Here is a 23,385-nt window from a genome sequence, read left to right as displayed (position 1 = left end):
TTCTAAAAGGCTCGTTGTTTCACTAGCTGAGACAGGCGATCGCGCACAGAGGCAACGGGGATTTGATCAATAATCTCGATCGCGAAGGCATAAACCAAAAGCTGACGGGCACTGGCCTGATCCAGACCACGACTTTGCAGATAGAAGATTTCATCCGGGTCAATCTGCCCCACCGTCGCGCCGTGACTGCACTTGACGTTATCCGCTGTGATTTCTAGCTGCGGCTTCGTATCTACACGGGCTTTGGGGGAAAGGAGCAAGTTGCGGTTGAGCTGTCCTGCGTCAGTGAGTTGTGCCAGTTTGGGCACAAACACTTTGCCGTTGAATACCGCTCGTGCTTGCCCATCCACAATGGTCTTGTGGAGTTGGCGACTGCTGCCGTGAGGTTGGGTATAGGCGATCGTGCTGTGAGTATCGCCGAGTTGGTCTCCACCCACGAGCGTCAAGCCGTTGAGGTTGGTTTCGGTTTGCTCTCCAATTTGGAAAACTTCCAAGTTGTGTCGTGACAGTTTTGCGCCAAAGCTAACGGCGTTACAGGTGTAGCGACTGTCACGGGCTTGGCTGACCGCAGTTTTGCCAATATGAAAAGCGTCTTGGCTATCCCGCTGAATTCTAGTGTGACGCACCTGAGCATTTTGTTCGACCCAGATTTCCGTTACTGGATTGGTGAAATATACACCCTCGCCTACCGTGACATAGTCTTCTACTAGCGTGACGCTACTCCCTGTTTCGGCCACGACTAAGCAGCGAAACTGGGATAGCACGGGGCGATCGCTGGCAGTCGAGACAAACAACAGATGAATCGGTGTTTCAACTTCCTGATTCTTCGGAATCCAAACCACGGCAGCATCACTCAGACCTGCGGTGTTGAGCGCCGTAAAGACTTCCTCAGCACCCGGTTGCTTTGCCAAGTAGTTCTGCGATCGCGCTTTCAACTCCTCTGGTAAAGCCGCCAGATTGCCGACAAAAATATTGGCTGGAAGATTGGCGATCGCCGAGAGTTCCGGCGCATAAACGCCATTCACAAACACCAACCGACTTGTAGCCGCTTCTGGCAACGTGAAGGCTTGAACGGCTTCAAGGTTGACTGCTAATGAGCGATCGCCAACTGCCAACTCCACCTGCAACAAGGGCGACAAATCGGTGTAGCGCCATTCTTCATTGCGAGTCGTGGGGAAGGTTTGCTCTTGCACCAAAGCCGCAGCTTGGGATCTGAGTTCTGGGAGGCGATCGCTAACTGTCAGCTCAGCGCTTTGAGCTAACTTCAGTAACTGAGTTAAGTATGCTTCCCGGTTGCCAGCAGCGCTAGAATTTATCGTTTGTTCGGGAGAAACTTGAATCGTCATCGTGCTGCCACCTCAGCCGCGTCTTCTTCTCTCACCCACTCATAACCGCGCTCTTCCAGTTCCAGAGCCAGTTCCTTGCTACCTGTAGTCAGGATGCGACCGCCTTCCATGACATGCACAAAATCAGGGGTGATGTAGTTGAGCAAGCGCTGGTAATGGGTGATCATAATCGTGGCATTTTGAGGATTCGCGATCTGGTTGACGCCCCCAGACACAATCTTGAGCGCATCAATATCTAAGCCAGAATCAGTTTCATCCAGAATGGCTAGCTTGGGTTCGAGCAGCGCCATTTGCAGAATTTCGTTGCGCTTTTTCTCGCCACCAGAGAAACCTTCATTCACACTACGATTCAGAAACGCAGGGTCCATCTTGACCACATCCAACTTCTGCCGCACCAAATCATCAAAGTCAAACGCGTCGAGTTCTTCTAGACCTTGATGTTTGCGGCGGGAGTTGTAAGCCACGCGCAAAAAGTCGATGTTGCTGACTCCTGGAATTTCTAGCGGGTATTGGAATGCCAAAAACACACCCGATCGCGCCCGTTCCTCAGGTTCCATCTCCAGCAAGTTTTGGCCCAGGAAGATCACTTCGCCACCCGTCACTTCATAAGCGGGGTGTCCTGCCAAAATCTTGGAAAAGGTGCTCTTGCCAGAACCATTTGGCCCCATGATGGCGTGAATTTCTCCAGCCTTGACTTCCAGGTTCAAGCCTTTAAGGATTTGGGTGCCGTCCACATTCGCGGTTAGATCCCGGACGGATAAAATAACTTCGCTGTTTTCAATGATCATTGCAACTGATTAAAACTCTGGAATGCTTGAGGGTTAGAGAATTCGAGCAGGTTGGAGAGGGGTGCGATCGCTTCTTTCGCTTCTTGGTTTCTCCCCTCTCCTGCAAGGAGAGGGGCTGGGGGAGAGGTCTTAACCCACGCTGCCTTCTAGCTTCAGGGCCAACAGGCGATCGGCTTCGACCGCAAACTCCATCGGCAACTGACTGAACACATCCTTACAAAAACCGCTGATCATCATCGAGATCGCGTCTTCCATCGAGATGCCGCGTTGGGTGAAGAAGAAAAGCTGGTCTTCGCCAATCTTGGAAGTTGAGGCTTCGTGCTCCACCTTGCCTGTATTGTTCTGTACCTGGATGTAGGGGAAGGTGTTGGCTTGGGCGTTGTCGCCAATCAGCATCGAGTCACACTGCGAGTAGTTCCGTGCGCCCTCCGCTTTCGGCCCAATCTTCACTAAACCCCGATAGCTGTTCTTGGAGTTGCCCGCCGAAATCCCCTTGGAGATGATCGTGCTGCGGGTGTTCTTGCCGATGTGGATCATCTTGGTGCCTGTGTCGGCTTGCTGCATGTGGTTGGTTAGCGCCACCGAGTAGAACTCACCTACAGAGTTGTCACCGACCAGCACGCAACTGGGGTACTTCCAGGTGATGGCCGAACCTGTTTCCACTTGGGTCCAAGAAATCTTGGAGTTCACGCCTTGGCAGAGACCGCGCTTGGTGACGAAGTTATAGATACCGCCTTTGCCGTTCTCGTCGCCTGCATACCAGTTCTGGACAGTGGAGTACTTGATCTCAGCATTGTCCATCGCTACCAATTCCACTACAGCGGCGTGGAGCTGGTTGGTGTCGTACATAGGGGCAGTACAGCCTTCGAGATAGCTGACTGAGCTGCCTTCTTCAGCCACAATCAGCGTCCGCTCAAACTGCCCTGTGTCGCCACTGTTGATCCGGAAGTAGGTAGACAACTCCATTGGACACTTGGTGTTTTTGGGAATGTAAACGAAGGAACCGTCGCTAAACACCGCCGCGTTAAGGGCCGCAAAATAGTTATCGGCGACAGGCACAACGCTACCGAGGTACTTCTGTACCAACTCTGGATACTCACGCAGCGCTTCCGAAATCGAGCAGAAGATCACGCCCTTCTCAGCTAGCTTCTCGCGGAAGGTGGTGGCCACGGAAACGCTGTCGAAAATGGCATCAACCGCTACGTTGGCGAGGCGTTTCTGCTCGGTGAGCGGAATGCCCAGCTTCTCGAAGGTTTCCAGAAGAATGGGGTCTACTTCGTCCAAGCTCTGCTTCTTCTGCTTCTGCTTGGGTGCGGAGTAATAAATGATGTCTTGGTAATTGATTGGGGGGTAGGTGACATGGGGCCAAGTCGGCTCCGTCATCTTGAGCCACTGGCGATAGGCTTTGAGGCGAAACTCCAGCATGAATTCTGGCTCTTCTTTCTTGGCCGAAATCAGGCGAACGGTATCTTCGCTTAATCCACGGGGTACGGTTTCTGACTCGATGTCCGTCACAAACCCGTACTTGTAGGGCTGATTGACGAGTGTCTTAACGCTTGCAGTCATCGGTAGTGTTCTCTCAGGACTCTAGGGATCGGAGGCGGCTGAACAGCAAACCTGGGGCGAAATGAGACGCTAGGTCAGCAAACGAGGAAAGTGTGTTCTCTAGGGAAAGGAATCGAGTCAGCCGCAGGCAAAAGGCTAAAAATTAATATTGATTGGTCACAGCTCTAACTTCTTCAAAGCTGATTTCCTGCTTGTCCCCCCTAAACTCGTTGTCTTCGGTTAGGAAGAGCATGCAGTGGCACTCTTTGCGCTCGCGCATGGGGACGCAAGGGCAGTTCCAGAAAGCAGCGGCTACTTCTGCTTCTTTGTCTTCGTAGTGACGGCAAGGGCAGAGAGGAGCACCCAGTTCGTCCTTGTGTTTGGCTAGCCCTTCGATCACAACAGCGGTGACACCGGGGTCTATACAGAAGTAGGTTCCTGTCCGTTTGGCATAAGTTTCTGAAAAGTGCCTCATGGCTTCGAGGCTTTTTTCTGTTGCTTGCTGGCTTTCAGGGGTCGTTGAATTCATGAGGCAGGATGGCAGGACAAACTGAACTACAATCTATAATTAAATAATTAAAACAACACTTTCGTTGCTTAATTTCTATTTTAGGGTACTTTAGAAACAATTTAGTTGTCAAAGTCTGTTCGCGCAATTTTTGCCGTTCGCTTTAGCTGGTTTTGAGACAAGGATGGCAACGACACAGCAACCTTCTACGAAACAGGACATCCTGCATCATTTATTGAAGCAGGGCCAAGCGACTGCCCAAGAACTGGCGGAACACTTGAAGCTGAGTCCTCAAGCAATTCGCCGTCACTTGAAAGACTTAGAGGCGGAGGGGTTGATTTTGCACGAAGTTGTGCATGTCAGTATGGGGCGTCCCAACCACGTCTACAAGCTCAGCCGTCAAGGTCGCGATCGCTTCCCGGATCGTTACGAAGAATTTGCGCTTTCGCTTCTAGATACGCTGACCGAAACAGTGGGCCGTGAACAAGTGGGAGTGTTGCTCCAAAAGCAGTGGGAACGCAAGGCGGCAGAATATCGCGATCGCGTTGGTTCAGGATCTTTGCAAGAGCGAGTGGCTAATTTAGTTGAGCTACGACGGGCTGAAGGCTATATGGCTGAGTGGCACTCTGTGGCTAGTACTGAGGCGCAATCCGTCTCGACTCAATTAGATCAGGCTGAGCGCTATGTTGTGACTGAGTATAACTGCGCCATTTCGCATATTGCGGAGTCATTCCCGAGTGTGTGCGGTCATGAATTAGAAATGTTTGCGGCGGCATTACCCGGTTGTACCGTAGAACGGACTCACTGGATTGTGAATGGCGAACATCGCTGTGGCTATTTGATCCAGACTAAAGCAGCAGTTGGCAACTAGCGCTGAGCAGGGTAGTCGGGCAGAATAATTCTCTAGAAAGGTTTAGTTTGGACTCATTGTTTCTAAGCTAGTAGCGATCGCCTTTAATGTCGCTGCAAACTGTCCACTGCAAACTGCCATGATTAATTGTTGACTATGACTCAACCCCAACAACCTACGACCCAGTTTCTTAGCTTGGAAGAATCTGCTGCTGTAGATGCGGCGTTGCTGTCGTCTCATGAAAAATTCTTGACTCGCCTCACCATTTCTTCTCTACAGTTGCTGAAACACATTGCCCAAGATGCAGGAGTGGCGATCGAAGAATTGACCCCAGAGCAAGTGATTGCCTGGTTTGAGGAAGATGGTAGAGTTCGCCGCGAACACGGATCAGAAGCTGCGTTCCTCAAGTGGTAGCAAACTGAGACAGAAAAAAGCGATCGCTTCTTTTCTTCTTTACAAAGAGCGATCGCCTGGGGAGAACAGAGGAAATCGGTAGATTAGCGCGAATACAGCAACTCGCGAGACTCTTGCTTGACCACACCGGACATGGTGGCCTGTTGCAGTTTCATGAAAGCCCGTAAGTCTTGGGCATCGTACTTTTTGGCCAATAACTTCCGGAGTTGCTCTTCTGCTTCAACTGTCAAACAACCGGATGTGAAAGCCTGTTGGACAATTTCACGAATCAGCAGCATGAGGACACCCTGTAAATTTACTGGTAGAAAGATAGGGTTGAAATGAATTCTTGATCAAAAGACGGTGTCTTTACGCAGTTGTTCCTATCGTTAGAATTTTCTCTGGCTTGCTGGTGATACACCAGTCCTAAAGGACTTACGAAATTGGCGGGTTGTCAGTCAAGATTGTCTACACTGGCAATGGTGATTTGCACCCCTGTATTGGAGCTGACAACCTTGAGCCTCACGCTTTACTTTCTCCGCCACGGCCAAACCACTTGCAGCCGCGAAAACCTCTTTTGTGGCGTGATCGACCCTGAACTCACCCCCGACGGTTTGGCAATGGCTCAGGCCTTTGCTGTCGCCTATAAAGCCATACCCTGGACAGCAATTTTTTCTAGCCCCATGAAGCGGACGATCGCCACCGTAAAGCCGCTTTGTGAGGCGACAGGCTTGCAACCAGAATTGCGAGATGGGCTGAAAGAAATTAACTATGGCAAGTGGGAAGGCAATACGGTGGCCACTGTGAGCCAGAAATTTCATGATGATTACTTGCGATGGTCTGCTGACCCTGCTTGGTACCCACCCACGGAAGGAGAACCAGCGGTGGCGATCGCGACCCGAGCCTTACAAGTCATCGAAGAAATCAAAGAACGGTTTAATGACGGTAATGTCTTGATCGTGGCGCACAAAGCCACAATTCGGATTACTCTTTGTGCTTTGTTGGGTATTGATGTGGGCCGTTTCCGCTACCGTTTGGGCTGTCCAGTGGGCTCTGTGAGCATCGTCGAGTTTGGTGCACATGGACCACTACTCAAAGCCTTAGCCGATCGCACCCATTTAAGTGAAGAATTGCGATCGCTCCCCGGCACCTAAGGTAGAACAAAAGCTTATTTGGGCGAAGCTGTACCAAACAACTTCAGCCTATATTGCGTGACTAGCGATCGCCGTACTGCTAGATTACTTCTGCTCAGAGCGGAGTTTTTGCAAAATCTGAGTGCGTTTTTCTTGCCACCATTCGTCAGTCATGTAGCCTAATTCATCACTCTCTAAGGTTTCGGTTAACAACGTTTCTAACTGTCTTTTGTTAACTCGTTCTTGATCTTGGTGAATTAAGTGCTGGATGTACTCGCTGCTCGTATCGTAGCCGCCAAAAGTAACTTGCTCCTCAACAAATTGGTGAACTGCTTCAGGTAGCGAAATATTCAGAGTAGACATTAGCCATTGCCTCCATGTGCATCGCCATCAGAGTTGTGGCAAAACTGATTAAAGCCATCAATACTGCCTTATTTTTTCTGACTCATGGTTATACTTCCTCTGTCTTGGGGTTGTACTTCCTACCTCTTAAGAGGGATTGCGATACAACTAGACTTTACCTAAAGACAGCCATAAACCCTACTACTCTTGAGTTAAAGCTAATTAGTATTGGGTTTTCTGTATGCACTTCGATCTAGGCGCGATCGCCCGTTAATCTAGAAATTATTCTTTAGAATCCCGCGTCGCTGGACCCAAAACAGTAGAATTCGAGCGTCTAAAGCTGGTTTCATCTTGCTGGAGCGAACCCAGTCTTTAATTCCCTCCCGAAAAACACCACTTTTAACTTATTGGAATTGCCGAGTCATGTTAGACCCAGTTACAACCCTCAGCATCTTCCAAAGGCAGCCAGAGCCACAGCACTTCTCAACTGATCAAGTCATCTTTGAAACCGGGCAACCCGCTGAATTAATGTATGGCATTCTTTCAGGGACGGTTGGCTTAGTGATCAATAACCGAGTGGTAGAAACGTTGGAGCGAGGTGAAGTGTTCGGAGTTGGCGCGTTGATTGGTGCAAAAACCAGAAATTATACGGCTGTGGCCGAAACCGATTGCCAACTAGCGTTTCTGGATCAAAAGCGGTTTCTCTTCGCCGTCCAAGAAACTCCCATCTTTGCCCTAGAAGTGATGAAAAGCTACTCCGAGAGACTCAGCCGTTTGTTGCAGCTACTTTAAGCAAGCTGAATCTACTTCACCTAATCAGGAGTCTAGGATAGAGAAGCAGTTTTGAGTGTAGGTGCTTGTCAGTTCCTAGACGTGTTCTCGTTTGTCAAAACAAAAGTTGTCAAAAGCAAGGCGCGACAAGAGTTTTAGCAGCTTTGCAAACCCAAGCTACTTCTGACGTACAAGTTGAAGCCAGTAGTTGCTTGGGACAATGTGGCAATGGCCCCATGATGCTCGTGTTGCCAGAGGAAGTCTGGTATTGTCGGGTGCAGCCTGATGAAGTAGGTGCGATCGCCGAACGCCACTTAAAGCAGGGAAACCCCGTGAAGGGCATGCTTTATCGCAAGTTTCATCCAGCTGATCAGCCAAAACAGTCAAAATAGCCAAAATAATAGAGACGCGATCGGCACGTCTCTACAACTTATTGCAATCCTAGCTCCAGTCTAGAAGCTAGAAGTCTTGCCCGTTTCAGCTTGAGTCGGAATCGGCTGAACATCGGTATAGCCCATGTTGGCAGCAATTTCTCGGAACATGGAAATTTGATGCTCAAAACCTAGGTGTTCGGTTTGAGAAAGTAGGTTGTTGATGCCTTCAGCCGCGTTGTAGTCTCCTGGCAAATCAACTACTGTTTCGCCCATTGCTTGCGCCCAAGCAAACCAAACCATTAGTTGATTATTTTCCTTTAAAGAGCCATAAGCCCGTGAATATTCGGTGTCTTCACGATTCACAATCTGGCGCATAATTGCCAGTTGTTCGTCATCAGATAATTCGTAAAAATCACCCATTAATTTAGGGGCTAAATTTGGCTCTGTTGCAGCTGGAGCCGCGGGGGTAATTGACTCACCCATCTTCTCGTAAACGTAGTAGAAATAAGCTAATTTCTCATCTGTCCCGAGCTTGTTAAATGCTTCAACTGCTTTTGTAGTATCTTCATTTAGAAGTTGGGATCTACCGCTTTCATGGTCAGAAGTCATAAACTTTTCTCCTAGAGAATATTAAGTTACTCCAGGTTAGAGTTATCACAATTTTTGGAGCGCGATCGCCCCTCAGGAGGGAGAGTTTCGATTACTTAACTTGCTTTGGCGAATCTCTCCACAGGGGGAGGTTGGGAATCTATCCTGGGGGGTTGAGGAAAGCAGAGCCAGCTTTGTTAAAGTCAGGGCATGAAGTTAAAAAACGAAAGTTAGGAGTTCAATATGGCTGACGCAACTACCGATTTAACCCCAGGTGAAGGTCAAAATTTTGATGCTCTACAAGCGACAGAAGAGATTTCTGCGGGTGAACAAAAAGCTCCTAAAGTAAACATAGATGCTGACTACGAAGCTTCTAAAGAATATAGCGTCAGCGACGTTGATCGCAGCAGCCAAGGCGCAGAAGCGGCAGCAGCAGCTACTGCACCCGAACACGAACTTCATGCAGCAGAAGAAACCAAGTTTGAAGCAGAACCTACAGGCGATCCCAGTGACTTCCGGGCAATGGCTCAAGACTTACGTCCTGACGCAGCTAATACTGGCGACAGCCACGATTTGATCCAAAAAGCTTTTGAAAAAGGGCAGCCTGGTCAATAAGTCGAAAACTTCAAGATTGCTCAGCCTGAGTGCTGTTCACCGCTGATTTAACCGCCAGTTCACATAGATTAATCCATAACTAAAAATCTTTTGGATTGGTGCCAGCGAAACAAAAAGCTTCTTTTCTTAAGAAGGTTATACTTACCCCCTATCTAACTCTAAGCTAATCCTCTATAACTAAACTAAACCCAATATTTGTAGGCTGGAATTTATAAGTGTAATTCCAGCTTTTTTGTATTTAAGAACAGCAGTTTTTAGTGAGATGAGGAGTTGTTGATTAGTTCGAGCGATCGCTGATGAATCACTAATTTACTAATAATTTCGTTTCATCAACTTTGCCCGGAGATTTTAGTAAGGCCCAGAGTTGTTCATCAGTAAAATCGGGAATCACTAGCATCGCGCCTAAATCGTAAAGCACTTGGGGATTGTGGGTGGAAGCAATGCCAACGGTAGGAATTCCTGCTGCGACTGCTGAGCGAATCCCTGAGGGGGAATCTTCAAAGGCGATCGCGGCTTCTGGAGACACCCCTAGCCGCTCCAAGGCAATGTTGTAGGGGGCAGGATCTGGTTTTCCCACACCAATTTCATCCGAGATCACCACTGTCTGGAAATGAGCATTTAATTTCAGAGTTTCCAGCATGAAGTAGGCATTTTCGGGTGGGGCATTCGTTACAACGGCTAAAGGTAACTGCTGTTGCTGCGCCCAATCTAGAATTTGGGTCAGCCCTGCCATAGCTGTAATTTCTTGTGTCGCTAATTCCCGGAAGCGTAATTCTTTAGCATCCGCAAGTTGTTGCCCTGCCTCCACAGACAAATTTGGCAAAATCTCTCCAATAATCACGGGGTTGGTCTTGCCGCTAATCTGGGTTTTGTAAAACGTCTCGTCAATCTCTATTCCGTGTTCGCTGAGGTGTTCTTGCCAAGCTCGGAAGTGAATGGGATCGGTGTTGGTGAGGGTGCCATCCAAGTCAAATAAAATTGCTGCCAGCATGATATGAGGAGTTAAGGGACATCGAGCAAAGGAAGAAAACTAATCTGCTTCCCTTGTAGGATACCGAAACAAAGCTTTACCTTTTCAACACTTCAGAAAGTTCTGCCACGTCATGACGGGATACGAAATTGAAACGGAGCGGCTACAGCTTCGACTCCTAGCGATCGCCGACTTGGAAGCTCACCATCGGCAAATTACTGCCAATCCGTACGTGATGAAAACGCTGCCTTCGTCTCAGCCCCTGACTTGGGAGCGGGGTCAAGCTGTTTTGACCAACTTTATAGACCACTGGCAACATCATGGCTTTGGGCTGTGGGCAATGGTGGAGAAGCAACATAGAGAACTGATTGGGCATTGCGGATTGCAGTGGTTGCAAAACACGCCCGAAGTAGAGCTGGCTTACGCGATCGCCCACGATTACTGGAACAAAGGACTTACGACAGAAGCCGCCAGAGCTAGTGTGCGCTTTGGTTTTGAGACACTGCAACTTCAGCGCATTGTCTCTATTGCTTTACCAACCAACCTTGCCTCGCAACGAGTGATGCAAAAAGCAGGGCTGAAATATGAAAAACAAGCTCACTATTACAATCTTGAGGTGGCTTACTACTCACTCAACCGAGCAGATTATCAGCCAGATGATTCGTTCTATCGGCTTAGATTCGCTGGTTAAGGAGTAGCGATCGCAAACTCCACCCCATAAGCCTCCAGCAAGTTGCAAGTTTCGTGATCGTTGAGGTTGGTGTCGCTCAGTTCCAGGTTGTAGAAATCCACAAAATCAGCGTCGAAATAGGGGCCAGCGTGCCAGGTGCCGAGGTTAAGCTTGATGAAGCAGTTACCGGGGATTTGGAACGCAGCAATCTTATCTAGGTCAGGCTGCGAACTTGGAGAAGGGGGCGCTACAGCCAGTAACCATTCCTTCCCTTCGAGCGACCCCAAACATTGGGTGCATTGAACGTGGCGAGTGATGTTGTGAAACTTCCGACCTTTGCTGTGCAGCCGCATGATGTAGAAGCGAGGCGTACCGCGATCGAGCACCAGTTGGGCATCCTCCGAGTCAAACAGCTTCCCATCCGTACTGGCAGCAATCACTTGGCCGTAAGGTTGAAAGTTTTCTGGCGTAATCGGCTGCGCGGGTAATCGTTCCAAAATACATGTCCTCATGACCGAACTTTGATGTTTTCCTAAGCTACGGAGCGATCGCACTTATGCCTACTGGGGTCTTGCAACGGGGAACTGTGGTTTTGTAGCGGCACCCTGCTGAGCTTGGAGTTGGTTAATCACTGCAAAACGAATGTCTTGTTTCTCTTCTACTAGCTTGATGTCAGGCGATTGGAACGTCAAAAAGCCTAAATTGCTTTCTTGACCCGTCATTAAAAAGTCATTAATAGCAACACGGTACATCCGATTTGGTTGCAGAGGCTGACCTTGAATCAACCAACGATTTGTATTGGCGTTCCAATCTACATTCGCAGTTTGCAAGTAACCGCCCGCTCCTCGATTATCTCGTCCTTGAGTGAGAGCACGCTGAAGAACTTCACCCTTCATCTCGATCGATAGCACCTTACCGCCAAACGGCAGAATCCGGATCACATCGTATTGCGTGATCGGCCCTGCGGGAATGCGATCGTCAATACGAATCGAGCCACCATTAAAAATTGCCAATTCAGCTCCCTCCACTTCCCGCAGCATCGCCTGAGCCACAAGTTTCGTCAGGTTAGTCGGAGAGTTGCGAACACTGGATTCCAGCCCATCTAAAGTTTCACGAGTAGTTGCGATCGCCTGCTCTGGGTTAAATCCATCGGCCCGAAATCCTGCAAAGGCGCGATCGACCCATTGCTGCACCACTTTCGCGGTGCGGGCATCCTCTGGCATGGCATCTGTGATGGGCTGCAAACGAGAGTTAATTCGTAGACAGCGCGTTTGGGTGTCGTATTGCAAATCATGAATGTAAACGGTGCGGGCATTGGCATCTGCCTTAAAGATCGGTGTTAAACCTGCGTTGCATTTCCGAGCTTTATTAGTTTCACCGACGACTCGCCACTGTTGCATATTTTCGTGTTCGTGCCCACCCAAAATTAAGTCGATCTCAGGAATCGTAGCGGCGAGTTGTTGGTCTTGTTCCAGGGAGAGGTGGGTCAGCGCCACCATCACATCCGTTTTGCCTTGCATGGCTTTGACTTGCTCCTGAGCTGAGGCGATCGCGTCTCGATAACGCACGTAGTTTTTCTGGTTACTATCCAGAGTCACCCCGATTAAGCCAACTTGGACGACCTCTCCTTGCTTGCCTTTTGCCGTCAGAATCTGGGATTGAGCTACACCGGGAAAGGCCTTACCTGATGCGTCGGTAACGTTACCCGAAAACCAACGAAACTTCGACTCTCGCAATCGCTGCCGAAACAACTCCTCGGACAAGTCGAACTCGTGGTTGCCGAAGGTAGCGTAGTCCAAACCCATCACATTCAACACGGCTACCATTTGCTGCCCTGCCAAGCGTTGCCCATTGACTTTAGCGGTACCCAAGGCAGAAGGGCTGAAGAAATCACCTGCTAAAACGGTGTAAGTATTACGGTTCTGGCGCAATAGCTGCTGGCGCAAAGCCGCTACTCTCGCTAAGCCCCCTCGCTTCCCTCCTTCAACTGGCGTGATCTCATAGACATCGTTGAGATGCAGCAAGGTAAGGTTAACTGTTTCTGCCCAGACAGGACGAGTGAGGCTCAGAGCTAATAGTTGCAAAGCCAAGCCGTACCATTTCCATCGTTGCTGCATAGGTCTCATCTCATTCATGGCCACAAACTGCTGGGAACTGGCTAGTAACTCAGCGCAGTTGTTCAAATTTAGGCTACATGAATTTTTAGTTTGAGGACTAATTTGAGGTTTTAAGTTAAGAATGCGGGTTTGGGGCGATCGCTTTTTGCTGTCGTCTTAGGTAAAGAATTACTGGGCTTTACAGGTAACGTGATCACAAAGGTTGTCCCCTGTTCCATCTCCGAACAACAGGTCAACTGGCCGTGATGTTTTTCTTCCACAATTTGGCGGCTGATCGAGAGTCCTAGCCCGGTGCCTACGCCACGCGGCTTAGTCGTAAAGAAGGCCTCAAAGATTTTATGTTGGGTGTCAGCGTCGATACCAGAGCCGTTATCTTGAAAGCGAATGACGACCCAATTGGGGTCAGGTTGCTCTGTTGTAATGATGAGCTGTTTGGGGCTATTTGTGTCAGTTTGCTCTTCCAAAGCATCGATCGCATTACTCAGCAGATTCATGAATACTTGGTAGAGGAGGCCGCTGTAACCTTCAATGTTGGGCACTGCTCCGTAGTTGCGCGTGACGGTAATTCCCTTTTTGATGCGGCTACCCAAGATCAATAGCGTGCTGTCCAGACAGGCGTGCAGATCCACCGCATGCACTTCTGACTCATCCAAGCGAGAAAAGTTTTTCAGGCTCAGGACGATTTGCCGCACTCGGTCAGACCCCATCTTCATCGATTGCAGCAGCTTGGGCAGATCTTCTTGCAAAAACTCTAAGTCAATCTCTTCGGTCTGAGCTTGCACGGCTGAAGGCGGCTGCGGTACTTCACGTCGATAGGTGTCGATTAGTGCCAGCAGATCATCTACATAAGTGTTGGCGTGCTCTAAGTTGCCATAGATAAAGTTAACCGGATTGTTAATCTCATGGGCTACCCCCGCCACCATACGGCCCAAGCTTGACATCTTTTCACTCTGGATCAGTTGCGTCTCTTGCATTTGCTGCTGTTGCAATGCCGCTGCCTGCTGTTCTTCCAACAGCATTTTTACTCTTTGTGTGAGTTGATTGAAGGAAGCTGCGAGAATGCCAATTTCATCCTCAGTGGTAACGGGAGCTTGGAGGTCGAAGTTAGAGGTTTGGACCGTCCGCTGTGCTACTGTGGTCACCCACTTAATGGGCTTAGTAATCGCCCGACTGGTATAGAAGGCCAGCAGACCCCCAATCAAACTAGACAGAAGGATGCTGGCAGCAATAATCTGAATGCGAATAGTTTCCCAGGAAAGCAGAGTCGCTTTCGCTTGACTTGCTTCTTCATAAGAGGTGTTGATGATGTCCACCAAGTCGTCGGAGACTCCATCAAACCGTAGGGCGATCGCGCTATTAGTAAAGCTCAAAAGCTGTTGCTGCAAAGCTTGAAGCTGAGCTGACGAGACATTGGCCTGAGTCGTTGGTTCTAGCAGCTGATTGGCTTGTTGAAAATAAGCCTCTGGGACTCCTTGATAAGTTTCTAATAGTTCTGGAATTCCTTCTTGATGGCCATCCGCTTGATATTCGAGCTGCTGAGCATGAGTTGTTACACTAGCCCAAAGCCGCTTGATTTCAGCCGCGTGAACCAGAAAGTGCTCATATTCATCCCGCAGTGCAGACAAATCTTCGGTTAAAGGGATTAATTGCTGTTGGTGAGTCCGAGCTTGAAGGATACTGGCTTGCAGGCGGTGGAGCAGCCGAACTTCTTCTTCGGCCCGATTGTGACGTTCTAAAGCAGCATGCTGGAAACGATCGCCAACGACAAAACCAGCGGTAGTCCCGATTACTGCGACCCCCAACGCGATCGCATATCCGTAGCTAATTTTTTGGCCAATGCTCAGACGCCTACTCACTTTTCTAAGCCATCCCTGCTTCACCATCGGCGGTGAAGTTTGAGGCTGGGCTGCCAACTGAGACGATTTAGGGTCAAGCTCAGAGTTCATAGGTTGTGCTTATAGCCAGAGGTCTGAAAGGATAGGTGTCTGGAACTGAGCTGATGCGCTAGTCAGTTCAAACGTATCAAGTTCAAGGGGGGACTGGCTTAGCTCCCCTTAATTTTACATACCTTAGTTTTTCCGTCAGGTGAGTGATTAAACGGAAATCTTGAGGCAGTTTCGTGCCCCCTCTAGTCCATGAAAGGCTGAGCGCGATCGCATTTGAGCCGCTTAGGCTTGAATTAATAGATTGGGTTGTGGCACTTCAGGCAATCCTTGTCCTTGGTTTTGCGTCACTTCCACATAAATATGCTCTAAACGCACTGGCTGACGGGCGATCGAGTCGAGGGGAATGCCATCAAAGTGGGCCAAAATTTCTTTTAGCTCTAGCGCTTGCGGCAACCAGAAAGCCAAGTCTCGACCATAACGACGCTTGGTAAAACCGAGTTGTGCGGCTCGTGCGATCGCCAACTCCTCTTCTGGAGTTTGTACCAACACAATCTCTTGCGCTGGAATCAGTTGCCGTAGCTCGCTTAAGCTGCCTTCAGCCAACAAACGGCCTTGCTTCAGAATACCGATGCGCTGACAAAGACGCTCTGCTTCATCGAGCAGATGTGTCGTCAGTAGCACTGTAATCCCTTGCGTTTGCAACTGCCGAATCAAATCCCAAATTTCGTAGCGAGCTTCAATATCTAGCCCAGTAGTAGGTTCGTCTAGTACAACTAATTTAGGTTGGTGAACTAAAGCGATCGCCATACTCAACCGCCGTTGCATTCCACCGCTCAAAGTTTCTGCGGGGCTTTTGGCGCGATCAGCGAGTCCTACTGCTGCCAAACAATGCTGCACTCGTTGCGATCGCATTTTGCCTGACAAGCCATAGATCTGAGCAAAGAACTTGAGGTTTTCCTCGCAAGTTAAGCTTTTGTACAGCAAACTCTCTTGCGGAGCCACGCCAATCAATGGCTTCGTGGCTTCCGAAACTAGATGACCACTAACCCGAATCGTCCCGCTGTCGGCTCTGAGCAAGTTGCACAGAATATTGATCGTTGTGGTTTTGCCTGCTCCGTTAGGACCAAGCAAGCCGTAAATTTCTCCCGGTCGGATATGCAGGCTCAAACCCTGTAGCACCTGCCGCTGACCGTATTGTTTGGTGAGGTTGTCAATTTGCAACACTGACGTTACAGTCTCCTTTCCATCTGCAACATGCGTCGGTAGGAGAGCCACCCCCCAGCCACCATGACTCCCGCACAAGCCACTAACACGCGAAAGTGAGGGGCGATCGCCTCTAAACCCTTGCCATCCGCTGCTACTCCAAACAGCGCCTCATTCATGTGGTAAATCGGATTGAATTGGGCGATATCTAGCAATATTTCTGGGAAAAAACTAATGGGGATAAAGGCACCGCCCAGAATTAGCAAAGGCACGCCAAAGGCAGACACAAGGGCATTCACATCTTCGGTGCGGCGGGCAAACTGAGTCCCTAGGCAGAACCCACCCCCAACATAAGTCATAATGCTGAGCAGAATAATTAGCCCACCCAACCAGAGCGACCCTTGAAACTGAGCGCCCGCAAAAGCTGCCACAAAATAGACCAACAGAGTCTGACCAAGGCCAATTAAACTGTAAGCCAAGAAAATTCCTAAAAAATAGGAAGTGCCGCTGAGGGGAGAAATAGCCAAACGCTTAAGAGTTTGTTGCTCTCGCTCGGCAACGACAGTAGCAATGCTTCCGCCTAAGCAGCTAAAAAATAACGCAGCTCCCACCAAAGTTAAAGGGGCAGCGGCTTCGAATGCCTGAGCATTGGAGAGCTGGGTGCGTTCCGCCAAGATTAAACCGTTGATCAGCAAAATTGAGACTGGAAAGATGCTCCAGCAAATTAAGCTGCGTTGTCGCCGCACCAGTTCCAGCACAATCCGCTGGGCAACTGCCAGTGTTTCCCGCCAATACTTCATGAATAATCAACTATTTCCAAGAAAGTTCTGAGCTGATCGCTTTAGTCCAACAGCCTTCGTTCACTCTGTCGTTTGCAACCCTGAAGCGAGTCAAAGTTTAAGGACAGAATGCTCCTCACAAGCAGTCAATTAATTCAGAATTCAACCCAAGGCAGAAGTAAATGAGCGATCGCTAGATCTGTAGTGCAACTGTCGTAACAGACACCAAGGCCCTAGACAAAAGTTTACATTCGAGCAGGGCACCTCTGCAATCTCCTGGCTCTACGACTTGAGACGAAAACCGCCCAATATTGTTCGTTCAGTCCGATAGAACCTAGTTGCTGTGCTGAAGCGAAACAGCAAAAAATCTACCCCTGCACTACCAGACTCATAACTGGTAAGCACTGAGCTGACATGATTCCATAGGTTTAAAGCTTGCAGGTAAGGCGAGTTTTTAGACAGGGCGATCGCTTAGGCGTCTCCTTGCACCAAAGTTCTCACTAGGGTCCAGACCATCGACCCTACGACAGAGACAAAGATAAACAACATTAATAAAGCTAAGGCCGAAAACGGAGCAAATAAAGTTACCAACAACAAGCCCAACACCAAAACCGTGGTTATAGAGTTTCTTCGCATCGTTAGGTCCGTCATCAAGCTACTCTCTTCAGCCTAAACAGCTCAATCAGTCATAGCCTCTAACGTTGGTTACACCTTCCTGAGAGGAACCAGCTTATTTAAGTCGTTAAACTAAGCTGCTACGGCAAGTTGAGTTCTCTGGGTCTGTGGTCTGGCACTTCTGAGGCTAATCCACACGCAGTATTCAGCCCGCATACAAGTCACACTAACTTGGTTACCCTGCTCTGCTAAACGCACTGCTAAACCAAAGGCTTTTTGTCGGCCATCAGCTCCAAATTTTTCCACTAGTTGATATAACTCTTTCCCCGAACACATTCCGTCGTGAAGTTCGTCGTGATACCAAAACTTAAAGGGATGCACTAGCTCATGAGAAAGGACTAGAGGCAGCATGAGTCACCCGAAAAACACTTAATATTTATCTTTGTTTAAAGTTTTTAAATGGGCTGTACTCTAAAACACAAATAATTCTTAGGCAGAGATTATTTTTTCTTGGGTCTGCTGTCGTATTTACTTATAGGTTGCATCTCTGCAAGCGCTTACCGGGAAGGATGAGGAGTTAGGCCAGCTTTGAGACGACTGCCTCAATTGGCTCAGGCTGAGAGGACGAAGCTTGATTCATTTGTGCTTCAATTTCGATCGCCGAAACTACTGGGTACTTAGACTTTCGGTAAAGCTCGATCACGACTTTGCGCTGGGCGATCGTTAGCCCTGTCAACTCTTTACCCCAAAAGCGCTCTAGCTCTAACCTGCTAATTCCTTCACTGGAATCATCCGCATCTAGCAACATAGTGGCGATCACTCAACACGGGACTACACACTCAAATTAGCAAACTGGTCAGTATTGCTATGAATTACGTTTCAGTATGTAAGAAAAAGAATCAGTCCGTAAAGATCTATACCCAAAGGCCGTAAATCCTCAACACTACATATTCGGAATTTCCGTCCCAACCCTCTCATGAACTCAGAGCAATGTTCATTGAAGGTGTTAGCAGATACAGCTCAGTATCCTACTAGCTAAGGAACTGTGTTGGTGCTAAGTTGCGGCGATCGCTAAATATTAAGCGCTCCGTTCTACTGTCGTATGGATGCGAACGTACACTACAAAAGCCGATGGCGGGATTTGAACCCGCGACCGCTCGATTACGAATCGAGTGCTCTACCACTGAGCCACATCGGCATGAACAGTTTATTATTCTAGCAGGTTCAACGTAGACCTGTATAGCTTACTTTACTCCCAAGCAGACATGATTCCAACCGTGTCAAGATTAAATCTGGTTGTGTCAGACAAAAACCATGAGAGAACCCGCTTCTGAAAAGCGCAGTAACCAGAATAGTAATCCTCGGAAACTGAGTCCCGAGAAATATGCTCGCTTGAGAGCGGAACTCAAAACACCCTACCGAGGGGTCAGACAGTTTATTTACGTTACTTTTGGAGCTTCTGGCGCGATCGGAGCCTTTATCTTCTTCCTACAAATTCTGGCGGGACGAGATATAGAGGCAGCTTTACCCAACTTAGCCGTTCAGCTTGTTGTCATTGCCCTCATGGTTGGGTTATTCCGCCTAGAGCAAAGAGCTAGCCGAAAACCCTGAGTCGCTAGTGAAGGGTTTGAAATTTTCAATTGTCAAAGTCTACTTTCAGCAGACTACAGATTTCTTGTCTGAGCCTTGAAAGAATGCAAATTCTATGAGTTTTTCATTAATTAAAGTTCACAAATCCTGAACAACAGAAATACAAAGAAAACATTACGAAATCAAGATTCTCTAAAAATATCTGTCAAAATGAGGATGTTGAAATGGGGTCAGCCGATATACAGACCCTAACCATAAATCCCCGTGAATAAATGTATAAAGTGCCAGCTCTGCCCATAAGAGAACTGGCACTTTATGCTTGAAACTTAGTTTTACAGCTATTACGGTTGAGACCCACTCACCACATAAGGAGAAGTAATAGGATCAACTTTGCCTGCATTCACTAGGGCTTGATAGACAAAAGCCGCAACTTCAGCTCGTGTCGCTTCCCGATTGGGACTCAATTGATTGAGCGTTGGGTAGTTGATGACGATGCTACGTTGGGTCGCCGCTGTTACAGGTGCGATCGCATAGCTAGGAATTTGAGCAGCATCCGTGTAATACCGAGTTAAAGCGCTGGTGTTGGTAGCGCTGTATCCTAGCCCATTTGCTAAAGAGACCAGAACTTGCACTCTAGGGATCTGTTGGTCTGGCAAGAATACACCCCCTGGGTAACCTGCCAAAAATCCACCCCGGTAAGCGGTTTGAATCGCCTGGTAGCCCCAGAAACTTTGACCCACATCTACAAAGTTGATACTAGAGCGCTGGGCAGAAGGGGTAAAAGCTTTGTTAATGATGGCGGCAAACTGAGCGCGTGTGACTGGCGTAGATGGCCGATAAGTACCATCCGGGAAGCCACTAATAATATTTCGTGCCGCTAGCGCTTCAATAAAAGCTTGAGCCCAGTGGCCTTGCACATCTTTAAATTGTGAAACTGTTGACCCGCCTGGAGGGGTAACATCAGCTGCAACAAAATCTACAGGGCCAGAAATCCGCTGTGGATTAATTTGATTACCTACAGCCACAATTGTGTTGCCACGAGTGGCATTGTACAAATCGTAGCGACCGTTATTCTGAATGGTGTTGTTACCGGGATTCTCTGCGGTACCGAGGTTGGGCTGAGCATTGGTAATGGCAACCACACCATCTCGGGTGTTGTTCTCAATCACGTTATCTCGTAACACAGGCCGAGCGGAATCCGAAACGACGATGCCGTCTGTGTTTTGAATCACTTGGTTGCCCTCTAGGGTCGGAGCAGAGGTGCCACCGATCGCAATGCCAAATCCTGTAGCTTGGAACAGGTTACCTCGAATTTCGCCCTGAGCAGCGCGGGCTAGAGAAACGCCATTACCTTTATTTTGGGTAAAAACATTGTCTGCAATCGTGGGCGCTCCAGTACCTGTAACAAAAATGCCATCCCGGAGGCTATTGGAGAAGGTATTATTTCTGATCTCAGGATTGCTGGATTCTACCCAAAGCGCCGTTCCCCGAGTCATAGGATTAGTCACGGTGAGGCCGCGAACTTCACTTTCCTTATCAGCCCGAATCGTAACGTTTTGGGAGGCAAAAGTAGGACTGACGTAAGGACCGCTGCCAATCACAAGCACAGTTTGTCCCTTATTGGCTTCATCTCCTCGCAAGATGACGTCTGGTTTCACGACCAGGGGAAAAACTTCCCCTGTATCTTTGGTATAGCTACCGGGCGCTAGCTGAATGACAGTATTGGACTTAGCTTGTTTCAGAGCATAAGTAATGCTGCGATAGGGTGCCCCCTCGCTACTGCCTGCACCCGCATCATCCGTTCCCAAAGCGGAATTGACGTAGAGGACAGTGGCTCCGGCAGGAAGTTGGGCAACTTGCAGCGCTGTCGTGGTGGTACGGCCCGAAGGAGTAGCGTGGTTAGCTCCGGCGGGCAGAATTACTGTACCGCCAACCCACAGCAACAAAGCCGTGAGGCCAACCTGGAGAGGGGCGATCGCTTTTGCAGTGGTATGCATCTTATTGATAATAGGTTGCTGAATCAGAGACCCCTGATGTGTCATCATTGTCGCTCTCAAACGATCTCACTGTGGGTAAGGGAAGATGGGTAAGGACAGGGAGCAAAGGTAAACCTGACTCTATTAAATAGAGCTTTAAAGGGCAGCAAAGTGCTCTGGAACTTGCCAGCCGCCTCTAACTCCTCCAAAAAGATACCTGTCAGTTGAGGAAATTCCTCAAAATTTTAGGATTAAAATCGGTCGGTTGTACTAAACGACAAGCAGTTCTTCACTAGAGTTCCCTCCTTTTCGCCACATCCGGAGGGTGGAATTAACTGAATGCCCTACAGAAAATTGTTATTTGCATCAGCCCTTGAGCTAAGCTGAAACGCTCTCAATTTAGCGACTAATTGGCATATCGTGAAGCTGAGTAAACGTAATTCTCTAATGGAATTTAGATTAACGAATTACTATTACAAAATATAGAATTTTTATGGCTTTAATCGAAACTAATTGGTCTGATTCACTGTCATTTTACGTAGAAGCCCATAGACACACTGAGATTCCTCATGAAATCACCCATTCTAAAGTTGCGACGGGCGCTAGCAGTGGGCATCACCGCTGGAATATTGCTCAGTAGCTCTAACGCGATCGCCGCCGAACAGGTAGTGCTGAAGTATAAGATTTTAAGAGAAAAAATTTCTGTTCAAGAATTAACGAGGCTGACAGAGACAGGCACTCCTTCCCCGGCTTTAGCTACTTACTTGAAGTTAGCTGGAAAAAGTCCAGAAGACATTCGTCAGCCTTTAACTCAAGTAGTTAAGGTCAATCCCCGACTACTCGATCGAGTATTAAACAGTTGGGCAGGCAATGCTGTGCTTGATCAGATTAGCCCAGCAATTCATACTCCTTCCAATCAAGCAAATCGGCAAGCGCTTCGGGCCGCCCTGACTCTCTCTGCTAGTCCTGATGGCAAGCTGACATTGATGGAAGTGCTGCAAAATTATCCAACTCAAGAAGTTGAAGTCGAAGGCGATCGCCTAGTGGGAGCCTACCGTCAACTGAGCCGTCTCAGCGATCGCCTCGAAAACTTGCTAAATCGAGGCCGCTTTTTTTAAGCATTTAGTAAGCTAACGTTTCTAAGGTTTCGCGTAGATAACGCTGAACTCGATGGTCTAGGCTCAGAGCGTCTAGGTTTTCATCGGTCTTGCCTTCTAGCTGCCAACGCTGAAACCCGGAGCTAGTGGCGATCGCTTGCTTCAGATTCGACCAAATTTCTGGATCTGGAGAGAAGTGGCTAGCGGGACTATTAGCACCCGCACTTGGACCGGATAGGTCACCAAAGGAAAAGGCAGAATTAGCCATAAATACCTCAAAAAAAGCTATAGACACAGCAGAACTCAGACGAATAGAGCTTTGATCTTCGCCCTTTTCTTAGGATAGCGAAGTCACCTCCTAGAGGTGTGCTGCAAACAACACTATCTCCCCTCGCTTGAGGGTCTTAAACCTCATTTCCTTCTGTAGAGCTAGAACTGGAACCTGCTGATTCTGCTATAGGCATAGTAGTTGTAACACCTACTGCACTCACTTAGGACCCAGCTTCTGGCAAAACAGGGGGCAAAATTTGATTAACCTGGATGCCAGGAATCGTAAAATTTTGTCGGATTTTGTCAGCAGGAAAGGGTTCGGTAGCAGCGACCTCGGCATTACTGAGTAGCAGTATCCGAGCAACGCTAACGGATACCTGCAAAAAGAGGTTGCAAGCCAGAAAGGCGATCGCAGCGATCAGCAAACCTAGAACTCGCCATCCTGCCGGAAACGGTGCAACAGTGGCGGCTACAGGTGCGACTCGATAGAGTTGCCATAGGACACCTACCAAGAACACTGGCGTGACTGCTGCCAGAACTCGGCTTTCTTGCATCTTAAATAAGCTGAGAATTCGGCGCTGCTCCACAGTTAAGCTCTCTGGTTTCAGCGCGAATACCATAAGACTGAAAATGTAGAACGGGCGGAACAACTGCATCCACAGCAGGGGAGCAATGCCAATAACTGCAACTAAGCCAACTTCGAGCCCAGCAGGCAGGATGGGATCTCCAACGGCAAATCCCAGCAGGCAAAGTTCCAAAAAAATAGGTAACACTGCCGCTCCAGCAGCATGAACCCACAAATAAGGCTCTGACCAAGAAGAGCGCATAGCAGTTAGCTGAAATAGTGCATAATCCAGCCTCAGTATAAGGGAGAGATCCTTCAATCTCGAGAAACCATAAAAAAATGAGAGGAAACAGCTAGAACGCTCTCCTCTCATTCAATTAAATAAGTTAGATAG

General features: G+C 48.6%; 28 protein-coding genes and 1 tRNA gene. 9 read left to right on the top strand and 20 right to left on the bottom strand.

Annotated elements, in window-relative coordinates; genetic code table 11:
- Positions 1-2: 2 nt before the first annotated feature.
- The 4 genes from sufD to H6F90_RS26815 all read right to left on the bottom strand — a co-directional run bounded on the left by sufD (position 3) and on the right by H6F90_RS26815 (position 4,208).
- Positions 3-1,346 carry a Fe-S cluster assembly protein SufD gene (gene sufD / locus H6F90_RS26830; RefSeq protein ID WP_190555072.1) on the bottom strand — a complete coding sequence of 448 codons (1,344 nt, stop codon included), beginning with the start codon at positions 1,344-1,346 and terminating at the stop codon, positions 3-5.
- Complete coding sequence (gene sufC / locus H6F90_RS26825) at positions 1,343-2,134, bottom strand: Fe-S cluster assembly ATPase SufC (protein ID WP_190555071.1); 792 nt, start codon at positions 2,132-2,134, stop codon at positions 1,343-1,345. The genes sufD and sufC overlap by 4 nt, the downstream gene beginning before the upstream one ends.
- 129 nt (positions 2,135-2,263) lie before the next feature.
- Positions 2,264-3,700 carry a Fe-S cluster assembly protein SufB gene (gene sufB, locus H6F90_RS26820; protein WP_190555070.1) on the bottom strand — a complete coding sequence of 479 codons (1,437 nt, stop codon included), beginning with the start codon at positions 3,698-3,700 and terminating at the stop codon, positions 2,264-2,266.
- Between the two features lie 142 nt (positions 3,701-3,842).
- Positions 3,843-4,208, bottom strand: a complete 366-nt coding sequence (locus tag H6F90_RS26815) for a ferredoxin thioredoxin reductase catalytic beta subunit (RefSeq protein WP_190555069.1) — start codon at positions 4,206-4,208, stop codon at positions 3,843-3,845.
- Positions 4,209-4,371: 163 nt separating this feature from the next.
- On the opposite strand from H6F90_RS26815, the gene sufR reads away from it, so the two are divergent.
- Both sufR and H6F90_RS26805 read left to right on the top strand, forming a co-directional pair.
- Complete coding sequence (gene sufR, locus H6F90_RS26810; protein ID WP_190555068.1) at positions 4,372-5,058, top strand: iron-sulfur cluster biosynthesis transcriptional regulator SufR; 687 nt, start codon at positions 4,372-4,374, stop codon at positions 5,056-5,058.
- A 135-nt stretch (positions 5,059-5,193) separates the two neighbouring features.
- The gene (locus H6F90_RS26805; protein WP_190555067.1) at positions 5,194-5,451 is read left to right on the top strand and encodes a hypothetical protein; all 258 of its coding nucleotides are present in this window, start codon (positions 5,194-5,196) and stop codon (positions 5,449-5,451) included.
- Positions 5,452-5,534: 83 nt separating this feature from the next.
- Here the strand turns inward: H6F90_RS26805 and H6F90_RS26800 are convergent, their stop codons facing one another.
- On the bottom strand, positions 5,535-5,729 hold the full coding sequence (locus H6F90_RS26800; RefSeq protein ID WP_190434281.1) for a hypothetical protein: 195 nt from the start codon (positions 5,727-5,729) through the stop codon (positions 5,535-5,537).
- A gap of 180 nt (positions 5,730-5,909) precedes the next feature.
- Here H6F90_RS26800 and H6F90_RS26795 point away from each other — a divergent pair, with 180 nt between their 5' ends.
- A complete protein-coding gene (locus tag H6F90_RS26795) occupies positions 5,910-6,584 on the top strand; it encodes a histidine phosphatase family protein (RefSeq protein WP_370588102.1) in 675 nt (224 codons plus the stop codon).
- An 84-nt stretch (positions 6,585-6,668) separates the two neighbouring features.
- Here the strand turns inward: H6F90_RS26795 and H6F90_RS26790 are convergent, their stop codons facing one another.
- Positions 6,669-6,926, bottom strand: coding sequence for a type II toxin-antitoxin system ParD family antitoxin (locus H6F90_RS26790; protein WP_190434279.1), 258 nt, complete (start codon positions 6,924-6,926; stop codon positions 6,669-6,671).
- A 402-nt stretch (positions 6,927-7,328) separates the two neighbouring features.
- On the opposite strand from H6F90_RS26790, the gene H6F90_RS26785 reads away from it, so the two are divergent.
- Positions 7,329-7,697: a cyclic nucleotide-binding domain-containing protein gene (locus tag H6F90_RS26785; RefSeq protein WP_190434277.1), complete on the top strand. Its 369-nt coding sequence runs from the start codon at positions 7,329-7,331 to the stop codon at positions 7,695-7,697.
- Positions 7,698-7,762: 65 nt separating this feature from the next.
- Entirely contained in the window at positions 7,763-8,068 is a 306-nt protein-coding gene (locus H6F90_RS26780) for a ferredoxin (protein WP_190555066.1), read from the top strand.
- A gap of 60 nt (positions 8,069-8,128) precedes the next feature.
- On the opposite strand, the gene H6F90_RS26775 is transcribed toward H6F90_RS26780, so the two are convergent.
- On the bottom strand, positions 8,129-8,659 hold the full coding sequence (locus H6F90_RS26775) for an orange carotenoid protein N-terminal domain-containing protein (protein WP_190555065.1): 531 nt from the start codon (positions 8,657-8,659) through the stop codon (positions 8,129-8,131).
- Positions 8,660-8,881: 222 nt separating this feature from the next.
- Between H6F90_RS26775 and H6F90_RS26770 the strand changes: the two genes are divergently transcribed.
- Entirely contained in the window at positions 8,882-9,253 is a 372-nt protein-coding gene (locus H6F90_RS26770) for a hypothetical protein (RefSeq protein WP_190555064.1), read from the top strand.
- A 304-nt stretch (positions 9,254-9,557) separates the two neighbouring features.
- Here the strand turns inward: H6F90_RS26770 and H6F90_RS26765 are convergent, their stop codons facing one another.
- On the bottom strand, positions 9,558-10,244 hold the full coding sequence (locus tag H6F90_RS26765) for an HAD family phosphatase (RefSeq protein ID WP_190555063.1): 687 nt from the start codon (positions 10,242-10,244) through the stop codon (positions 9,558-9,560).
- Positions 10,245-10,356: 112 nt separating this feature from the next.
- Here H6F90_RS26765 and H6F90_RS26760 point away from each other — a divergent pair, with 112 nt between their 5' ends.
- The gene (locus H6F90_RS26760; protein ID WP_190555062.1) at positions 10,357-10,914 is read left to right on the top strand and encodes a GNAT family N-acetyltransferase; all 558 of its coding nucleotides are present in this window, start codon (positions 10,357-10,359) and stop codon (positions 10,912-10,914) included.
- On the opposite strand, the gene H6F90_RS26755 is transcribed toward H6F90_RS26760, so the two are convergent.
- The 9 genes from H6F90_RS26755 to H6F90_RS26715 all read right to left on the bottom strand — a co-directional run bounded on the left by H6F90_RS26755 (position 10,911) and on the right by H6F90_RS26715 (position 18,691).
- Complete coding sequence (locus tag H6F90_RS26755) at positions 10,911-11,405, bottom strand: ureidoglycolate lyase (protein ID WP_190555061.1); 495 nt, start codon at positions 11,403-11,405, stop codon at positions 10,911-10,913. The genes H6F90_RS26760 and H6F90_RS26755 overlap by 4 nt on opposite strands.
- Before the next feature lie 48 nt (positions 11,406-11,453).
- A complete protein-coding gene (locus H6F90_RS26750; protein WP_199296201.1) occupies positions 11,454-13,028 on the bottom strand; it encodes a bifunctional UDP-sugar hydrolase/5'-nucleotidase in 1,575 nt (524 codons plus the stop codon).
- Between the two features lie 92 nt (positions 13,029-13,120).
- On the bottom strand, positions 13,121-14,956 hold the full coding sequence (locus H6F90_RS26745; RefSeq protein ID WP_242024643.1) for an ATP-binding protein: 1,836 nt from the start codon (positions 14,954-14,956) through the stop codon (positions 13,121-13,123).
- A 222-nt stretch (positions 14,957-15,178) separates the two neighbouring features.
- The gene (locus H6F90_RS26740; RefSeq protein WP_190555060.1) at positions 15,179-16,120 is read right to left on the bottom strand and encodes an ATP-binding cassette domain-containing protein; all 942 of its coding nucleotides are present in this window, start codon (positions 16,118-16,120) and stop codon (positions 15,179-15,181) included.
- 5 nt (positions 16,121-16,125) lie between these two features.
- Complete coding sequence (locus H6F90_RS26735; protein WP_190555059.1) at positions 16,126-16,899, bottom strand: ABC transporter permease; 774 nt, start codon at positions 16,897-16,899, stop codon at positions 16,126-16,128.
- A gap of 450 nt (positions 16,900-17,349) precedes the next feature.
- Positions 17,350-17,514 carry a hypothetical protein gene (locus H6F90_RS26730; RefSeq protein WP_190555058.1) on the bottom strand — a complete coding sequence of 55 codons (165 nt, stop codon included), beginning with the start codon at positions 17,512-17,514 and terminating at the stop codon, positions 17,350-17,352.
- Positions 17,515-17,625: 111 nt separating this feature from the next.
- Positions 17,626-17,904 (bottom strand): hypothetical protein, encoded by a 279-nt coding sequence (locus H6F90_RS26725; protein ID WP_190555057.1) that lies wholly within the window; start codon positions 17,902-17,904, stop codon positions 17,626-17,628.
- 166 nt (positions 17,905-18,070) lie between these two features.
- Positions 18,071-18,301, bottom strand: coding sequence for a hypothetical protein (locus H6F90_RS26720; RefSeq protein WP_190555056.1), 231 nt, complete (start codon positions 18,299-18,301; stop codon positions 18,071-18,073).
- A 318-nt stretch (positions 18,302-18,619) separates the two neighbouring features.
- Positions 18,620-18,691, bottom strand: a tRNA-Thr gene (locus H6F90_RS26715).
- 116 nt (positions 18,692-18,807) lie between these two features.
- On the opposite strand from H6F90_RS26715, the gene H6F90_RS26710 reads away from it, so the two are divergent.
- On the top strand, positions 18,808-19,104 hold the full coding sequence (locus H6F90_RS26710; protein WP_190434253.1) for a DUF3493 domain-containing protein: 297 nt from the start codon (positions 18,808-18,810) through the stop codon (positions 19,102-19,104).
- Between the two features lie 320 nt (positions 19,105-19,424).
- Here the strand turns inward: H6F90_RS26710 and H6F90_RS26705 are convergent, their stop codons facing one another.
- A complete protein-coding gene (locus H6F90_RS26705) occupies positions 19,425-21,128 on the bottom strand; it encodes a DUF1565 domain-containing protein (RefSeq protein WP_242024642.1) in 1,704 nt (567 codons plus the stop codon).
- A 500-nt stretch (positions 21,129-21,628) separates the two neighbouring features.
- Between H6F90_RS26705 and H6F90_RS26700 the strand changes: the two genes are divergently transcribed.
- Complete coding sequence (locus tag H6F90_RS26700; RefSeq protein ID WP_190555055.1) at positions 21,629-22,177, top strand: alpha/beta hydrolase; 549 nt, start codon at positions 21,629-21,631, stop codon at positions 22,175-22,177.
- 4 nt (positions 22,178-22,181) lie between these two features.
- On the opposite strand, the gene H6F90_RS26695 is transcribed toward H6F90_RS26700, so the two are convergent.
- Together H6F90_RS26695 and H6F90_RS26690 are read right to left on the bottom strand one after the other, a co-directional pair.
- Entirely contained in the window at positions 22,182-22,424 is a 243-nt protein-coding gene (locus tag H6F90_RS26695) for a hypothetical protein (RefSeq protein WP_190555111.1), read from the bottom strand.
- Positions 22,425-22,647: 223 nt separating this feature from the next.
- Positions 22,648-23,253: a low-complexity tail membrane protein gene (locus H6F90_RS26690; RefSeq protein WP_190555054.1), complete on the bottom strand. Its 606-nt coding sequence runs from the start codon at positions 23,251-23,253 to the stop codon at positions 22,648-22,650.
- Positions 23,254-23,385 lie beyond the last annotated feature (132 nt).

Source organism: Trichocoleus sp. FACHB-591, assembly GCF_014695845.1.
Lineage (GTDB): Bacteria > Cyanobacteriota > Cyanobacteriia > FACHB-46 > FACHB-46 > Trichocoleus.
This window is presented reverse-complemented; position numbering and strand designations above follow the sequence as displayed.

Excerpts from the sequence above, each read along its gene's own strand:
- sufD (WP_190555072.1), bottom strand. The coding sequence starts at position 1,346 with ATGACGATTCAAGTTTCTCCCGAACAAACGATAAATTCTAGCGCTGCT.
- H6F90_RS26730 (WP_190555058.1), bottom strand. The coding sequence starts at position 17,514 with ATGCGAAGAAACTCTATAACCACGGTTTTGGTGTTGGGCTTGTTGTTG.
- H6F90_RS26710 (WP_190434253.1), top strand. The coding sequence starts at position 18,808 with ATGAGAGAACCCGCTTCTGAAAAGCGCAGTAACCAGAATAGTAATCCT.
- H6F90_RS26700 (WP_190555055.1), top strand. The coding sequence starts at position 21,629 with ATGAAATCACCCATTCTAAAGTTGCGACGGGCGCTAGCAGTGGGCATC.
- H6F90_RS26755 (WP_190555061.1), bottom strand. The coding sequence starts at position 11,405 with ATGAGGACATGTATTTTGGAACGATTACCCGCGCAGCCGATTACGCCA.
- H6F90_RS26795 (WP_370588102.1), top strand. The coding sequence starts at position 5,910 with ATGGTGATTTGCACCCCTGTATTGGAGCTGACAACCTTGAGCCTCACG.
- H6F90_RS26775 (WP_190555065.1), bottom strand. The coding sequence starts at position 8,659 with ATGACTTCTGACCATGAAAGCGGTAGATCCCAACTTCTAAATGAAGAT.
- H6F90_RS26735 (WP_190555059.1), bottom strand. The coding sequence starts at position 16,899 with ATGAAGTATTGGCGGGAAACACTGGCAGTTGCCCAGCGGATTGTGCTG.
- H6F90_RS26760 (WP_190555062.1), top strand. The coding sequence starts at position 10,357 with ATGACGGGATACGAAATTGAAACGGAGCGGCTACAGCTTCGACTCCTA.
- H6F90_RS26805 (WP_190555067.1), top strand. The coding sequence starts at position 5,194 with ATGACTCAACCCCAACAACCTACGACCCAGTTTCTTAGCTTGGAAGAA.
- sufB (WP_190555070.1), bottom strand. The coding sequence starts at position 3,700 with ATGACTGCAAGCGTTAAGACACTCGTCAATCAGCCCTACAAGTACGGG.
- H6F90_RS26765 (WP_190555063.1), bottom strand. The coding sequence starts at position 10,244 with ATGCTGGCAGCAATTTTATTTGACTTGGATGGCACCCTCACCAACACC.
- H6F90_RS26725 (WP_190555057.1), bottom strand. The coding sequence starts at position 17,904 with ATGCTGCCTCTAGTCCTTTCTCATGAGCTAGTGCATCCCTTTAAGTTT.
- H6F90_RS26690 (WP_190555054.1), bottom strand. The coding sequence starts at position 23,253 with ATGCGCTCTTCTTGGTCAGAGCCTTATTTGTGGGTTCATGCTGCTGGA.
- H6F90_RS26800 (WP_190434281.1), bottom strand. The coding sequence starts at position 5,729 with ATGCTGCTGATTCGTGAAATTGTCCAACAGGCTTTCACATCCGGTTGT.
- sufR (WP_190555068.1), top strand. The coding sequence starts at position 4,372 with ATGGCAACGACACAGCAACCTTCTACGAAACAGGACATCCTGCATCAT.
- H6F90_RS26745 (WP_242024643.1), bottom strand. The coding sequence starts at position 14,956 with ATGAACTCTGAGCTTGACCCTAAATCGTCTCAGTTGGCAGCCCAGCCT.
- H6F90_RS26815 (WP_190555069.1), bottom strand. The coding sequence starts at position 4,208 with ATGAATTCAACGACCCCTGAAAGCCAGCAAGCAACAGAAAAAAGCCTC.
- H6F90_RS26770 (WP_190555064.1), top strand. The coding sequence starts at position 8,882 with ATGGCTGACGCAACTACCGATTTAACCCCAGGTGAAGGTCAAAATTTT.
- H6F90_RS26695 (WP_190555111.1), bottom strand. The coding sequence starts at position 22,424 with ATGGCTAATTCTGCCTTTTCCTTTGGTGACCTATCCGGTCCAAGTGCG.
- H6F90_RS26785 (WP_190434277.1), top strand. The coding sequence starts at position 7,329 with ATGTTAGACCCAGTTACAACCCTCAGCATCTTCCAAAGGCAGCCAGAG.
- H6F90_RS26705 (WP_242024642.1), bottom strand. The coding sequence starts at position 21,128 with ATGATGACACATCAGGGGTCTCTGATTCAGCAACCTATTATCAATAAG.
- H6F90_RS26790 (WP_190434279.1), bottom strand. The coding sequence starts at position 6,926 with ATGTCTACTCTGAATATTTCGCTACCTGAAGCAGTTCACCAATTTGTT.
- H6F90_RS26720 (WP_190555056.1), bottom strand. The coding sequence starts at position 18,301 with ATGTTGCTAGATGCGGATGATTCCAGTGAAGGAATTAGCAGGTTAGAG.
- sufC (WP_190555071.1), bottom strand. The coding sequence starts at position 2,134 with ATGATCATTGAAAACAGCGAAGTTATTTTATCCGTCCGGGATCTAACC.
- H6F90_RS26750 (WP_199296201.1), bottom strand. The coding sequence starts at position 13,028 with ATGAATGAGATGAGACCTATGCAGCAACGATGGAAATGGTACGGCTTG.